This window comes from Aliihoeflea sp. (assembly GCF_052435475.1).
Taxonomy (GTDB): domain Bacteria; phylum Pseudomonadota; class Alphaproteobacteria; order Rhizobiales; family Rhizobiaceae; genus Aliihoeflea.
The window spans coordinates 321,440-334,687 of record NZ_JBQVMV010000002.1 but is presented as its reverse complement, the minus strand read 5'-3'; the positions used below and the strand labels follow the sequence as shown (position 1 = coordinate 334,687).

At 63.8% G+C, this 13,248-nt stretch carries 14 protein-coding genes; 3 read left to right on the top strand and 11 right to left on the bottom strand.

Annotated features, from left to right (window positions below):
* Nucleotides 1–9: 9 nt before the first annotated feature.
* On the bottom strand, nt 10–1,296 hold the full coding sequence (eno, locus tag ACT6QU_RS04705; RefSeq protein WP_444562881.1) for a phosphopyruvate hydratase: 1,287 nt from the start codon (nt 1,294–1,296) through the stop codon (nt 10–12).
* A 118-nt stretch (nt 1,297–1,414) separates the two neighbouring features.
* On the opposite strand from eno, the gene ACT6QU_RS04700 reads away from it, so the two are divergent.
* Nucleotides 1,415–2,209, top strand: coding sequence for a glycosyltransferase family 25 protein (locus tag ACT6QU_RS04700; protein WP_444562880.1), 795 nt, complete (start codon nt 1,415–1,417; stop codon nt 2,207–2,209).
* Between the two features lie 43 nt (nt 2,210–2,252).
* Here the strand turns inward: ACT6QU_RS04700 and ACT6QU_RS04695 are convergent, their stop codons facing one another.
* The 10 genes from ACT6QU_RS04695 to ACT6QU_RS04650 form a co-directional block, all read right to left on the bottom strand.
* On the bottom strand, nt 2,253–2,618 hold the full coding sequence (locus tag ACT6QU_RS04695) for a PRC-barrel domain-containing protein (protein WP_024585756.1): 366 nt from the start codon (nt 2,616–2,618) through the stop codon (nt 2,253–2,255).
* Between the two features lie 42 nt (nt 2,619–2,660).
* Complete coding sequence (gene kdsA, locus ACT6QU_RS04690; protein WP_444562879.1) at nt 2,661–3,509, bottom strand: 3-deoxy-8-phosphooctulonate synthase; 849 nt, start codon at nt 3,507–3,509, stop codon at nt 2,661–2,663.
* Nucleotides 3,506–4,351 (bottom strand): VOC family protein, encoded by an 846-nt coding sequence (locus tag ACT6QU_RS04685; protein ID WP_444562878.1) that lies wholly within the window; start codon nt 4,349–4,351, stop codon nt 3,506–3,508. Before ACT6QU_RS04685 ends, kdsA begins: the two co-directional genes overlap by 4 nt.
* A gap of 37 nt (nt 4,352–4,388) precedes the next feature.
* Nucleotides 4,389–5,246: an alpha/beta hydrolase gene (locus ACT6QU_RS04680; protein ID WP_444836862.1), complete on the bottom strand. Its 858-nt coding sequence runs from the start codon at nt 5,244–5,246 to the stop codon at nt 4,389–4,391.
* Nucleotides 5,247–5,385: 139 nt separating this feature from the next.
* Entirely contained in the window at nt 5,386–7,014 is a 1,629-nt protein-coding gene (locus ACT6QU_RS04675) for a CTP synthase (protein ID WP_444562876.1), read from the bottom strand.
* A gap of 81 nt (nt 7,015–7,095) precedes the next feature.
* The gene (locus tag ACT6QU_RS04670) at nt 7,096–7,902 is read right to left on the bottom strand and encodes a L,D-transpeptidase (protein ID WP_444562875.1); all 807 of its coding nucleotides are present in this window, start codon (nt 7,900–7,902) and stop codon (nt 7,096–7,098) included.
* 183 nt (nt 7,903–8,085) lie between these two features.
* Nucleotides 8,086–8,637 (bottom strand): preprotein translocase subunit SecG, encoded by a 552-nt coding sequence (gene secG / locus ACT6QU_RS04665; RefSeq protein WP_444562874.1) that lies wholly within the window; start codon nt 8,635–8,637, stop codon nt 8,086–8,088.
* A gap of 130 nt (nt 8,638–8,767) precedes the next feature.
* Nucleotides 8,768–9,568, bottom strand: coding sequence for a glutamate racemase (gene murI / locus ACT6QU_RS04660; protein WP_444562873.1), 801 nt, complete (start codon nt 9,566–9,568; stop codon nt 8,768–8,770).
* A complete protein-coding gene (locus ACT6QU_RS04655) occupies nt 9,561–10,400 on the bottom strand; it encodes an RNA methyltransferase (RefSeq protein ID WP_444562872.1) in 840 nt (279 codons plus the stop codon). Before ACT6QU_RS04655 ends, murI begins: the two co-directional genes overlap by 8 nt.
* A 63-nt stretch (nt 10,401–10,463) precedes the next feature.
* Nucleotides 10,464–11,360 carry an alpha/beta fold hydrolase gene (locus ACT6QU_RS04650; protein ID WP_444562871.1) on the bottom strand — a complete coding sequence of 299 codons (897 nt, stop codon included), beginning with the start codon at nt 11,358–11,360 and terminating at the stop codon, nt 10,464–10,466.
* 141 nt (nt 11,361–11,501) lie between these two features.
* On the opposite strand from ACT6QU_RS04650, the gene ACT6QU_RS04645 reads away from it, so the two are divergent.
* The gene (locus ACT6QU_RS04645; RefSeq protein ID WP_444562870.1) at nt 11,502–12,716 is read left to right on the top strand and encodes an NADP-dependent isocitrate dehydrogenase; all 1,215 of its coding nucleotides are present in this window, start codon (nt 11,502–11,504) and stop codon (nt 12,714–12,716) included.
* Between the two features lie 131 nt (nt 12,717–12,847).
* Nucleotides 12,848–13,210 carry a PRC-barrel domain-containing protein gene (locus ACT6QU_RS04640; RefSeq protein WP_024585766.1) on the top strand — a complete coding sequence of 121 codons (363 nt, stop codon included), beginning with the start codon at nt 12,848–12,850 and terminating at the stop codon, nt 13,208–13,210.
* Nucleotides 13,211–13,248: the final 38 nt, after the last annotated feature.

Genomic DNA, 13,248 nt, shown 5'->3' with positions numbered 1-13,248 from the left:
AATGGACGGTTACGAAGCGCGTCCCGAACGCAGGATCGAGCGGCCGGCATAGCGCGCCGAGCGACCGAGTTCCTGCTCGATGCGCAGGAGCTGGTTGTACTTGGCGAGCCGGTCCGAGCGGGCGAGCGAGCCGGTCTTGATCTGCCCGCAATTGGTCGCGACCGCGAGATCGGCGATGGTCGAATCCTCGGTCTCGCCCGAGCGGTGCGACATGACCGCAGTGTAGGCAGCCTTGTGCGCCGTCTCGACCGCGTCGAGCGTCTCCGACAGCGAGCCAATCTGGTTGACCTTGACGAGGATCGAGTTCGCAACGCCCATGCGGATGCCGTCCTTGAGGCGCGCGGAGTTGGTGACGAAGAGATCGTCGCCGACGAGCTGGACCTTGTCGCCGACGAGATCGGTCAGCGCCTTCCAGCCGTCCCAGTCGTCTTCGCCCATGCCATCCTCGATGGAGATGATCGGATAGGCATCGCACAGCTTGGCGAGATATTCGGCCTGGGCCTGGCCCTCGCGCTTCGCGCCCTCGCCCTCATAGTCGTAGACGCCGTTCTTGAAGAACTCGGTCGCCGCGCAATCGAGCGCCAGCGCGACTTCCTCGCCCGGTTTGAAACCAGCCTTCTCGATCGACTTCGTCACGAAGTCGAGCGCGTCCTCGGCGCTCTTCAGGTTCGGCGCAAAGCCGCCCTCGTCGCCGACATTGGTGTTGTGCCCGGCCTGCTTCAAATCCTTCTTCAGCGTGTGGAAGATTTCCGCACCCCAGCGCAGGGCCTCGCGGAAGCTCTCCGCGCCGACCGGCATGATCATGAATTCCTGGAAGTCGATCGGATTGTCGGCATGGGCGCCGCCATTGATGATGTTCATCATCGGAACGGGAAGAACATGCGCCCCGGCGCCGCCGACATAGCGATAGAGCGGCAAGCCGGAGGACTGGGCGGCGGCCTTGGCGACGGCGAGAGAAACGCCGAGGATCGCGTTGGCGCCGAGCCGCGCCTTATTGGGCGTGCCGTCCAGGTCGATCATGGTGCGGTCGATGTGAAGCTGGTTCTCGGCTTCCATGCCGCCGATCGCCTCGAAGATTTCGCCATTGGCGGCTTCGACGGCGCCCTCGACGCCCTTTCCGAGATAACGCGCCCCGCCGTCGCGCAGCTCGACCGCCTCATGCGCGCCGGTCGACGCGCCCGACGGGACCGCCGCTCGGCCGAATGCACCGTTCTCCAGCGTGACGTCGACCTCGACGGTCGGGTTGCCACGGCTGTCGAGGATTTCGCGGGCCGTGATGTCGATGATTGCGGTCATGGCGGAGGCACCTTTGGCTGGGAATGGTGCGGGTTTCTTAGCGAAAGGCTGCGAAAAGGCAATGACAAGGCGCTGAAGCCGGGCATATATCCGCTCGGGCTTGCAAGGACCAAAGCGCATGCAATCGTTCGTCATCAATCTCGATCGCGCAACGGAACGGCTGGCGCATATCGAGGCTACATTTGCACGTCTGGGTCTATCGTTCGAACGCGTCCCGGCGATCGATGGCCGATGTCTTGAAGGCGACGAGATCGACCGCTGGCAAAGACCGGGAAGTGCCGTCGGGCCTTCCGAGATCGCCTGTTTCCTCAGTCATCGGCGATGCTGGCAAGAAATCGTTGCACGCGATCTCGCACACGCCGCCATTTTTGAGGACGACGTGCTGCTCAGTAGCGACGCCGCAGAATTCCTGAATAGCGCAGAGTGGATCGTCAGCGACGCCCACATTGTCAAACTCGAAACAAACGGCCGCCCGACATTCGTGGCGCGAAATCTTGCAAGCACCCATTCGGGCCGCGAACTTCGGCGCCTGACCGGGCCGCATTTCAACGCCGCCGCTTATATCGTGTCCCGTTCTGCAGCAGAACGACTGATCGAAGCCAGCAACGTTATCGAGATGCCGGTGGATTTGTTTCTGTTCGACACTCGCGGACTTCAGCACTGGCCGACCTACCAGTTGATGCCGGCCCTTTGTGCGCAGCCATTCGTCGCGCACCGTCTGAGCATTGCAGCCGGTCCGAGAGATCTTGAGCCCAGTACGATCGAAGAAGATCGCCGCCGGCGCCGACCTCGCGGGTGGCGACGGTTGCGACACAAGCTGCGCCGGATAATCGAGGAATTTCGCCAGACGTCCCGGGGCTTTGTCGTCCGGCTGACAGGGCCGCACCAATGGGGCCCCGTACCGTTCAAATGAAAAGGCCCCGCAAGGCGGGGCCTTCCAGGAGAATGCCGATCAGTCAGTACCAGTAGGGCTGGACCTTGTAGTAATCATAGGACGCGTCGCGCGCCGCCTTGCCGTCCGATCCCGTTAGATCGTCGATGTCGTGTGTCGGCGCGGCCTCGAGCTGTTCGCGCGTGAAGGGTACGACGTAGCCCTCCTGGTTCTTCTCGTAGTCGAGTGCCGACCACGGAATGGCGTGGTATTTCTCGCCGATCCCGAGGAAGCCGCCGAAACCGATGACCGCGAACATGATGTTGTTGGACGTCTTGTCCAGCATCACGTCCTCGATCGAGCCGATATGCTGGCCTTCGGTGTTGTAGACATTGGTGCCGATGACGCGCGAGGCGCGGATGGCCTGGGTGTGGCCTGTTGCGGTGGTCATTGAACTGCTCCTTGGGTTGTTTCCCGTTGAGCATCCAACCGATCAGCGTGGTGAATGTTCCGACGTTTTTGCGATCCGGTCGAAGGCGACCAGGCGCGAAAGAAGCGCTTCCATCTGGTCGATCGGAACCATGTTGGGCCCATCGGATGGCGCGTTGTCGGGGGCCTGGTGCGTCTCGATGAAGACGCCTGCGACGCCGACCGCGACGGCTGCGCGCGCCAGCGTCTCGACGAAGCGGCGCTCGCCGCCAGACGATCCACCCTGGCCGCCCGGCTGCTGCACCGAGTGGGTCGCATCGAAGATCACTGGCGCGCCCGTCTCTGCCATGATCGGCAGCGATCGCATGTCGGAGACAAGTGTATTATAGCCGAACGAGGCGCCGCGCTCGGTCAGGAGCACATTGGGATTGCCCGATTCGGTCACCTTGGCGATGACGTTCTTCATGTCCCAGGGTGCGAGGAACTGGCCCTTCTTGACGTTGACGACCTTGCCGGTGTTCGCGGCGGCGATCAGAAGGTCGGTCTGGCGCGACAGGAAGGCGGGGATTTGCAGGATGTCGACCACGTCCGCGACGATGCCACACTGTTCCTCGGTGTGCACGTCCGTCAGCACGGGAAAGCCGAACGCGCGCTTCAGGTCGGCGAAGACCGGCAGCGCTGCGTCGAGCCCTGCGCCGCGTGTACCTTTCAGCGAGGTGCGGTTTGCCTTGTCGAAGGATGATTTGTAGACGAGGCCGAGGCCAAGCCGGTCGGTGATCTCCTTCAGGCGACCGGCCATGTCGAAGGCATGGTCGCGGCTTTCGAGCTGGCAGGGGCCCGCGATCAGGACGAAGGGCGCATCGTTGGCGAAGGCTACATTGCCGACGGAGACGGTGGCGTTGGGGCGGATCATGATCTGTCCTCGAAAGTGAAAATTGCGCCCTGCCCGGGTGCGGGCCGAACCGTCAGCTTGCTGCCTTCGCGTTCGAAGGCAACATTTCCGGCCGCGATCGCTGCGGCAGTCGTATCGATATCGGCGACGGCGAAGTGGATCGCGGCTAGGCGTAGTGGTCCGTCTGCAGGCTGCATCGCCAGGCGCGAATTGCCCAGACGCGCGGCGATGGCGCCATTTTCAGTCGCGACCGGCGAATGGGCGAGTACCGACAGGAAGGCCTTGTGGGCCTGTGAATCGGCACCAGCCAACGTCACGCCGGCAATGCCGCTCGCGCCGTTGCGATGCGCTTCGAGCGCGGCGCGCCCTGCCGTGGCCGGCGCCTCGATCCGCTGGCAGGTGAAGAAATAGGCGGCGTCGCTGTCAGGCACCGCTGCGAAGGCAAGACGGAACGAGACCTTGCCGGACCTGCCAGCAGGGTCGACGAAGGCGCGGGAGAAATCGAGAATAGGGCCGGCAGAAACATCCGCTTCTTCAAACCCTGCATGATCGGCCCTCGCATCATCGGTCTTGAAGACGAGCGCCGAGAAGCCATCCTCGCCGATGGCCTGCCGATAGAGTGCGTCGCGAGCGACGAAGACGTTCCTGCTCCCGATCGCATCGCGGACCTTGGCCGCATCGCCGATCGCCAGCGGCTCGAGGAAGGTGTCGTCGGAGAAATAGACGCATGAATTGATCGTACCGAACGGGTGCGTACCCTGCGGCGCCACCGTGAATCCGAGCGCCTCATAGCGGGTGCGCGCCGTTGCCAGATCGGGCACCGGCAGGACGCAGTGGTCGAGAAGTCGCGGCGTCAATGTCATCGCGGCGGTTTGCCCCAAAGCGGGCTCGGGTGCAAGGCTAGGGCGTCACGGCTTCCAGCGGTGCGGCCTGCGCCGTTCCGGCGCCAAGATCGGGCAGGAGCTCGGGCAGCCGGAACTGCTCGAGAAAGCCGGTGACGGCTTCAAGGGCGCCGTGGGCGAACATGTCGCCATGCCCGGCTTCCTTGAAGATGTGCAGCGATGCGAATGTCTCGTTCAACGAAGCGAGCTTTTCGGCGAAGGTCGCAGGCGTCACCTGGTCCTGCCCGCCTGCCATCAGAAGGATCGGCACGTCGATCTCGCCGATCCGCGAGCGCGTGTCGAACTGGGTGCGCACGAGCCAGACGGGCGCCCTGCCCGCCTGCTGGCGAACGGCATCGCGAAAGCTGGTGAACGGCGCTTCGAGGATCACCGCGCGCGGCTTGATCTGGCTGGCGGCATAGCTCGCAATGCCTGTGCCCATCGAATATCCGTATAGGATGGTCCCGTCGGGCGCCATGTTTTCGACCGCGAGCTTTGCAAGCAAGCCTGCTGCGTCGCCGTAGAGATGCGTTTCGCTCGGCCTGCCCGGATTGCCGCCATAGCCGCGATAGCCGGCAAGCAGCAGGCCGTAGCCATCTTCTGCCAACTCGAACAGATGGCTCGGCTTTTTGACCAGATCGCCGACGCGGCCCGGAAAATAGACAATGACCGGCTTGCCGGCCTCGGGCTGCTTGTACCAGCTTCGCAGGATCAGGCCGTCATGGGTCTTCATGTCGAAGGGTTCGAGCTTGGCGTCGCTTTCCAGATGAAGGACGCTGAGAACCAGTCGTTCGCGAAAGAGGATCAGTTCCGGCACGGTCTGCATCGCAAGCGTCGCGATGCCGCACAGCGCGACGACGAAAGCGGCGGCCATCATGCGTGGGGACTTCACGGACTTCATGCGGAGCGACGTGCCTCTTGCGAAAAAATTGGCTGCCCTCGTCGAGAGCAGCCAATCATGTCCGCAATTTGTTACACATCCGTCACATTGCGTGAAGAGGGTGCGACCGATCGGCTCAGACGAGCCGGCTCTGCTCCACCGCAGCCTCGATGAACGAGGCGAAGAGCGGGTGCGGTTCGAACGGACGCGACTTCAGTTCCGGATGGTACTGGACGCCGATGAACCAGGGATGGTCGGCATATTCGATCGTCTCAGGCAGGACGCCGTCGGGCGACATGCCGGAGAAGACGAGGCCGCTGTCTTCCAGCCGGTCCTTGTAGTCGACATTGACTTCGTAGCGGTGGCGATGGCGCTCGGAGATGTCCGTGGAGCCATAAATGTCGGCGATCTTCGTGCCTTCCTTGAGCGCAGCCTTGTAGGCGCCGAGGCGCATCGTGCCGCCGAGATCACCCGCCGCCTGGCGCTGTTCGAGCATGTTGCCCTTCAGCCATTCGGTCATCAGGCCGACGACGGGCTCCTTGGCCGGGCCGAATTCAGTCGAGGACGCGTTCTCGATGCCGGCGAGCGAGCGAGCCGCCTCGATGCACGCCATCTGCATGCCGAAGCAGATGCCGAAATACGGCACCTTGCGTTCGCGGGCGAACTTCGCCGCGAGGATCTTGCCCTCTGCGCCACGCTCGCCGAAGCCGCCGGGCACGAGGATGCCGTGGACCTTTTCGAGGAACGGCGCCGGATCTTCCTTCTCGAAGACCTCCGATTCGATCCAGTCGAGCTTGACCTTGACGCGGTTGGCGAGCCCCCCATGCGACAGCGCCTCGATGAGCGACTTATAGGCGTCCTTGAGGCCGGTATATTTGCCGACGACGGCGATGGTGACTTCGCCCTCGGGATTATGCAGGCGGCTCGACACCTCCTGCCAGCGTTCCATGCGGGGCTTCGGCGCCGGGTCGATGCCGAAGGCAGCCAGAACTTCCGAATCGAGCCCTTCGGCGTGGTAGGCCATCGGCACGTCGTAGATGTGGGCCACGTCCAGCGCCTGGATGACCGCCGTCTCGCGCACATTGCAGAAGAGCGACAGCTTGCGGCGCTCCTCGGTCGGGATCGACCGGTCGGCACGCACGAGCAGGATGTCCGGCGCGATGCCGATCGAGCGCAGTTCCTTGACGGAGTGCTGGGTCGGCTTGGTCTTGAGTTCGCCGGCAGCCGGAATCCAGGGCATCAGCGTCAGATGGATATAGACCGCCTGTCCGCGCGGCAAATCGTTGCCGAGCTGGCGGATGGCTTCGAGGAACGGCATCGCCTCGATATCGCCAACCGTTCCGCCGATCTCGCAGAGGACGAAGTCGTAGTCTTCGTTGCCCTCAAGGACGAAATTCTTGATCTCGTCGGTGACGTGCGGAATGACCTGCACGGTCGCGCCGAGATAGTCGCCGCGCCGTTCGCGCTCAATGATGTTCTTGTAGATGCGGCCGGTGGTGATGTTGTCCTGCTGGTTGGCAGAACGCCCGGTGAAGCGCTCATAGTGACCGAGATCGAGATCGGTCTCCGCGCCGTCATCGGTGACGAACACCTCGCCATGCTGATAGGGCGACATCGTGCCCGGATCGACATTGAGATAGGGATCTAGCTTGCGCAGTCTCACGCGATAGCCACGGGCCTGCAGAAGTGCGGCGAGTGCCGCTGCTGCAATGCCTTTGCCAAGGGAGGAGACCACGCCGCCGGTGATGAATACATATCGCGCCATGGGAGTCGGTGCTTACCGTCACAAATGAAAATGCGCCAGCCAAAAATCTTCGGCCGGCGCATTTAGGGGTGGAAGAAGGGATCAGAGAACGACGACTTCGGCGCCGACGCGGACCCGCGAATAGAGATCCATGACGTGCTCGTTGATCATGCGGAAGCAGCCGTTGGACGAGGCGCTGCCGATGGTCTCGGGCTGGTTGGTGCCGTGAATGCGCACATGGGTGTCGACCTTGTCCTGATGCAGATAGATCGCGCGCGCGCCCAGCGGATTGTCCGGCCCGCCATTCATGCCGTCCTTGTACTGGCCGTATTTCTTCGGCTCGCGCTCCTGCATCGCCTTGGTCGGGAACCAGCGCGGCCATTCCTGCTTGTCGCCGACCCTGGCGGTTCCCTTGAACTCCAGCCCGTCCTTGCCGACGGCGATCGCGTATCGACGCGCCGAACGGCGGTCCTCGACGAGGTAGAGGACGCGGGCCTGCGGATCGATGACGATGGTGCCGGGCTCATAGCCCGAAAAGGCGACGACGACCGGCATCTGCTCGGGCTTCGGCGTGAACTTGCGGACTTTCTCCCGCTCGCCGAGCACTTCGTCGAGCGCGCGGGTCTCGGGGAGCAACTCCGTCTCCATCGGCCGCATGAAACCGGTCGAGACCATCGTCGTCGACCGCAATTCGCCGATATTGCCTTCGGTCTTGACGGTGGCGACGTCCTGAGCGGGCAAAGCGGGCGCCGGTGCTGCCACACGCGCCGTCTGCGGCTTGGCGACCTGGCGCGGTGCAACGGGCACCGCCTTCTCCTGCGGGAACACGAATACCGGCGGCGGCTCCTGAGAGAAGGACTGGGTTGCGAAGCCGGCAAGGAGAATTGCCAGAGCGAGACGCTTGATCATGTGGAAAGCCCCTTGGCGCCGCACGCGCATATGCGTCCACGACAGGGCGCGGACATGAAGTATCATATCAAATCACCGGCCGGGCTCTCAAGAGTTGCAAGGCCATGGATGCTGCGCCGCAAACGAAATCGGGCGGCTGTGATCGTAAGAACACAGCCGCCCGAGGATAGCTCGCAAGTGGAATCAGTTGCCGGTCGGGACCTGGTCTTCGTCGGCCGGCGCCGCGTCCGTTGCGGGTGCGGCAGGCGCTTCGTCCGTTGCAGGCGCAGCAGGCTCGTCCCCGGCCGGTGCCGCAGGCGCTTCGGGCGCCGTCGTTGCGGTTGGCTCTTCGGCGGGCGCTGCGGGTGCGGCCGGCGCTGCGCCATCATCCGAAGACGGCGCGGCCGGAGCTGCCGGAGCGCTCGGGACGTCGTCGCCGCCGAGCTGATCGAGAACGCCACCGGCGCCCGAGGGTGCCTGCTGGCCTTCCTGCTGCGTCGGGATGCGGTCGAGGAAGTCGGTCGGCTGCTCGCCGTAGCGTGCCAGGAGGGAAAGTCCGAGCGAGGTCGCGAAGAAGATCGCCGCCAGGATGCCGGTCGCCCGCGTCAGCGGATTGCCCGAGCCGCGCGCCGCAGCGAAATTGCCGCCGCCCCCACCGCCGATGCCGAGGCCGCCGCCTTCGGAGCGCTGCAGCAGCACGACGGCCACCAGCGCCAGAACGACGAGCAAATGGATGACGATGAGGATGGTTTGCATAAGGAAATCCGGGTGATCTGTTCTCTCCCGCGAAAGGTTACGCGGGGCGACGCGGCTCAATACACGGCTTCAGCCGCCATTCCAAGTCCTATATGGCCACGCCCTATATGGCTGGCGCATACCCGTTCTTTCAAGGTCGCAGCGTCGATTGCAGGCCGAAACCCTGCATCAGCCGGTCGATCGCAAAATCCGCCCTGCCCGAGGTGAAGATCGCACGGTCGGGAACGTCGCGCCCACCGGCACCTGCCGGACTGTTTTCGAGCAGCGCCAGAACGCGCCGCGCGATCGCCTCGGCCGGGTCGAGCCAGTCGACCGGCCATGGTGCCAGCCGCCGGAACACGTTCGCCAAAAAGGGATAATGCGTGCACGCCAGTACGACGATGTCGGTGCGCCGACCGTCCTGCTCGATGAAGCACGGCTCGATCTCCGCGCGGATCGCCTCCATGTCGATGGTTTCGCCGCGAATGTGCTGTTCGGCAAAGCGGGCGAGCGATTGGCTGCCGACGAGCCGGACGTGGCACTTGGTCGCGAAGGACTGGATCAAGTTGCGCGTATAGGCGCGCTTGACCGTGCCGGGCGTCGCCAGAACCGAAATGAGGCCAGTATGGGTTCGCTCGGCCGCCGGCTTGATCGCGGGGACGGTGCCGACGAAGGGCGTCGACGGATAGGAGGCGCGCAGATCCTCAAGCACCAGCGTCGAGGCGGTGTTGCAGGGAATGGCGAAGACGAGCGGATCGTGCTCGGCGATGAGTTTGCCGGCGAGTTCGACGATGCGCGCCTTCAGCGCCTCTTCCTCCCAGTCGCCGTAAGGAAACGCCGCGTCGTCGGCGACATAGACGAAGCGCCGGTCGGGCATCAAAACGCGCGCTTCGCGCAGGACGGTGAGGCCGCCGATGCCCGAATCGAACAGGATGATCGGCCGGTCAGCCATCCGCGTCTCCCGGCTCGCGACCGTGCGCATCGGCCTCGGCCTTGCGCTTGGAGTAACCTGCGCCGCGTGGTTCTTTCGGAGAGTAATAGTCGAGCGAATTCAGGACGCCGCGCAGCGCCTTGATCTCGGCGACGCTGAAGCCGGGGCGGGTCAGCACAGCACGCAACGCGTCGACCATGCGCGGTTTTTTGGCGGTAGGGCGGAAATAGCCGCGCGCGTCGAGCGCCGATTCCAGATGGTCGAAGAAGCCGGCGAAGATCGCCTTCGGCGCCTGCTCGATGACGGGGCCGGAAAACGGCACCTGCTCGGTTTCCGCACCGCTCTTCATCCATTCATAGGACATCAGCAGAACCGCCTGCGCGATGTTGAGCGAGGCGAAGGCGGGATTGACCGGGAAGGTGACGATCTCGTCGGCCAGCGCCACCTCCTCATTGTCGAGGCCGAAGCGTTCGCGCCCGAAGAGGATGCCGATCCCCTCGCCCGCGCCGAACCTGCGGCGCAGTTCGCCTGCCGCCGACACCGGACCACGGACCGGCTTGAAACCGTCGCGCTGCCGCGCAGTCGTCGCGAGCACGTAGTTCAGATCGGCAATCGCCTCGGCCAACGTGTCGAAGACGCGGACCTTGTCGATGACGTGGTCGGCCTTCGAGGCGGCGGCGCGCGCCTTCTCGCTCGGCCAGCCGTCGCGCGGGTTGACGAGGCGCAGCTCGGCCAACCCGAAATTCGCCATGGCGCGCGCGACCATGCCGATATTCTCGCCAAGCTGAGGCTCGACGAGGATGATCGCCGGGCCTTCCTGGATGAGCGAGCGGTCGCGGTCGGTGCCTGCCATGTCGTTTCCGTCGATGAATGTGGAATCACAACTGGCACAGGCGCGGAAAAAACGGAACAGGGGTCAGCGGACGAAGTCGCGGATGGCGCCGGCCACGGCGTCCGGCTGCTCGTGCAATATCCAGTGTCCGCTGTCGGCAAAGCGCTTGACGGTCAATTGCGGTGCATAGTCGCCAAGGCCGTCGATCGTCGCCGGCCGCAACGCCTCGTCCGCCTCGCCCCAGAGAAGCAGATGCGGCATGCGGACGAGAAAGGTTTCGCGCGGCATGTCGTCGATCGGCGACGGGATTGCCGGCTCGCCGACGCCCGGAACCGCGATCGGCGAGGCACGGTACCAGTTGAGCATGCCCGTCATCGCACCCGGCCGGCTCCATGCCGCCAGATACCTCGCGCGCTCCTCGCCGGTCATCCAGCCCGTCTTCGAAAATCCCGACAGCATGTTGAATGTACGGCGATATTCGTCCTCGGCCATGCGTGCTTCGGCGCCATCGGCCCGCAGGCGGTTCATATATTGGCTGGCGCGTCTTTGCTCCGGATCATCGGAGATCGCGCGCTGGAACAGCGCCGGGTGCACGCCATTCGCAATGACGAGATGCGACAGGCGGTCGGGATGCGAGAACGCGTACGCATAGGCGATCGACGCGCCCCAGTCGTGGCCGGCGAGCACGAAGGGCCAGCCGGGCGACAAATGATCGGCGAGCGCCGCAAGATCGGCGACGACGTGTTTCGATCGATAGGCGTCCACGCCCTGCGGCTTGTCGGAAAGGTTGAAACCGCGCTGGTCGGGCGCGACGAGGTGGAAGTCGCCGGCAAGCGCGCTCATCACGCCTTCCCATGCCGCCCAATATTCGGGGAAGCCATGCAGGCAGACGATCAGCGGTTTGCCACGCTCCCCCATCTCGGCGACGTTCAGGGAAACCTGCCCGGTATCGAAGCTGAAAAATCGAGCGTCGACGCTCATCCTGACCTCCTCGCGCTACGTCCAAAGCCCTGTATCCCGTCGGCTTTGCCTTCCGGGCGCACAATGCTATAGGGGCCGCAAATTCCCGGGCGCGGCCGTTTCAGGTCGCGCCTTCTCCCAACAGACAGCGAGGCATTTCTCATGGCGAAGATCAAGGTGGCAAATCCGGTCGTCGAACTCGACGGCGACGAGATGACACGGATCATCTGGCAGTTCATCAAGGACAAGCTGATCCACCCCTACCTTGATATCGACCTGAAATATTACGACCTCGGCATGGAAAGCCGCGACGCGACCGACGACCAGATCACGATCGATGCGGCCGAAGCGATCAAGAAGTACGGCGTCGGCGTCAAATGCGCCACGATCACGCCGGACGAGGCCCGCGTCGAGGAATTCGGCCTCAAGAAGATGTGGCGTTCGCCGAACGGCACGATCCGCAACATTCTCGGCGGCACCATCTTCCGCGAGCCGATCATCATGAAGAACGTCCCGCGCCTCGTTCCGGGCTGGACGCAGCCGATCATCGTCGGCCGTCACGCCTTCGGCGACCAGTACCGCGCCACTGATTTCAAGTTCCCCGGCGCCGGCAAGCTGACGATCAGGTTCGTCGGCGAGGACGGCCAGGTCATCGAGCACGAAGTCTTCGACGCACCGGGCTCGGGCGTCGCGATGGCGATGTACAATCTCGACGATTCGATCCGCGAATTCGCGCGCGCCTCGCTGAACTACGGCCTGCTGCGCGGCTATCCGGTTTACCTTTCGACCAAGAACACGATCCTCAAGGCCTATGACGGCCGCTTCAAAGATATCTTCCAGGAGGTCTACGAGACCGAGTTCCTGGAGAAGTTCAAGGAAAAGAAGATCACCTACGAGCACCGCCTGATCGACGACATGGTCGCGGCTTCGCTGAAGTGGTCGGGCGGCTATGTCTGGGCCTGCAAGAACTATGACGGCGACGTCCAGTCGGACACGGTCGCGCAGGGCTTCGGCTCGCTCGGCCTGATGACCTCGGTCCTGATGACGCCGGACGGCCAGACGGTCGAGGCCGAAGCTGCGCACGGCACGGTCACGCGTCACTTCCGCCAGCACGAGAAGGGTCAGGAGACCTCGACCAACTCGATCGCGTCGATCTTCGCCTGGACGCGCGGCCTCGCGCACCGCGCCAAGCTCGACGACAATACCGAACTGAAGAACTTCGCCGAGACGCTGGAGCGCGTGTGCATCGAGACCGTCGAATCCGGCCACATGACCAAGGATCTGGCACTTCTGATCGGCGCCGACCAGCCTTGGCTCTCGACGTCCGGCTTCCTCGACAAGGTCGACGAGAACCTGCAGAAGGCGATGGTGGCCTAAAGGTCAGTTTTCCAAGGCTAAGCGAACGGGGCGGCTTCAGGGCCGCCCTTTTCTTTTGTCGCACACCTGCCAGGCGAACCAATCTGCCCCTCGCGCATTGAGGGCGAGTATCAATGCCAAGGAGTAAATCCATGTTCGCCAAGACCGTTACCCTCGCCTTCGTCTCGTCCGCCCTTCTCGCCGGCTCCGCCTTCGCCCAGACGGCATGGGTCGAGATCGAAGACAACGTCCAGGTTTCCGCGTTCAACGCCACGGTCGACCAGATCGACGACTGGGACGTCTATGCCGGCGGCGAAAAGGTCGGCGAAGTCGAAGAGGTGGTCGGTACGGAAGCCGGCACCGCGACCGCGCTGGTCGTCGACTTCGAAGGCAATGGCGGCTTTGCCGACCAGGACATGGTGATCCCGCTCGACCAGTTCGCCTGGGAAAACAATCAGCTCGTGCTCAATGCCGATGCTGCCGCGGTCGGTTCGATGGAAGTCTGGAACGACTAAGCAAGGCCACACTTAAAGTGACGAAGCCGCGGCATTGC

Coding starts and splice junctions, on each gene's coding strand:
- eno (WP_444562881.1), bottom strand. CDS start 1,296: ATGACCGCAATCATCGACATCACGGCCCGCGAAATCCTCGACAGCCGT.
- ACT6QU_RS04700 (WP_444562880.1), top strand. CDS start 1,415: ATGCAATCGTTCGTCATCAATCTCGATCGCGCAACGGAACGGCTGGCG.
- ACT6QU_RS04695 (WP_024585756.1), bottom strand. CDS start 2,618: ATGACCACCGCAACAGGCCACACCCAGGCCATCCGCGCCTCGCGCGTC.
- kdsA (WP_444562879.1), bottom strand. CDS start 3,509: ATGATCCGCCCCAACGCCACCGTCTCCGTCGGCAATGTAGCCTTCGCC.
- ACT6QU_RS04685 (WP_444562878.1), bottom strand. CDS start 4,351: ATGACATTGACGCCGCGACTTCTCGACCACTGCGTCCTGCCGGTGCCC.
- ACT6QU_RS04680 (WP_444836862.1), bottom strand. CDS start 5,246: ATGATGGCCGCCGCTTTCGTCGTCGCGCTGTGCGGCATCGCGACGCTT.
- ACT6QU_RS04675 (WP_444562876.1), bottom strand. CDS start 7,014: ATGGCGCGATATGTATTCATCACCGGCGGCGTGGTCTCCTCCCTTGGC.
- ACT6QU_RS04670 (WP_444562875.1), bottom strand. CDS start 7,902: ATGATCAAGCGTCTCGCTCTGGCAATTCTCCTTGCCGGCTTCGCAACC.
- secG (WP_444562874.1), bottom strand. CDS start 8,637: ATGCAAACCATCCTCATCGTCATCCATTTGCTCGTCGTTCTGGCGCTG.
- murI (WP_444562873.1), bottom strand. CDS start 9,568: ATGGCTGACCGGCCGATCATCCTGTTCGATTCGGGCATCGGCGGCCTC.
- ACT6QU_RS04655 (WP_444562872.1), bottom strand. CDS start 10,400: ATGGCAGGCACCGACCGCGACCGCTCGCTCATCCAGGAAGGCCCGGCG.
- ACT6QU_RS04650 (WP_444562871.1), bottom strand. CDS start 11,360: ATGAGCGTCGACGCTCGATTTTTCAGCTTCGATACCGGGCAGGTTTCC.
- ACT6QU_RS04645 (WP_444562870.1), top strand. CDS start 11,502: ATGGCGAAGATCAAGGTGGCAAATCCGGTCGTCGAACTCGACGGCGAC.
- ACT6QU_RS04640 (WP_024585766.1), top strand. CDS start 12,848: ATGTTCGCCAAGACCGTTACCCTCGCCTTCGTCTCGTCCGCCCTTCTC.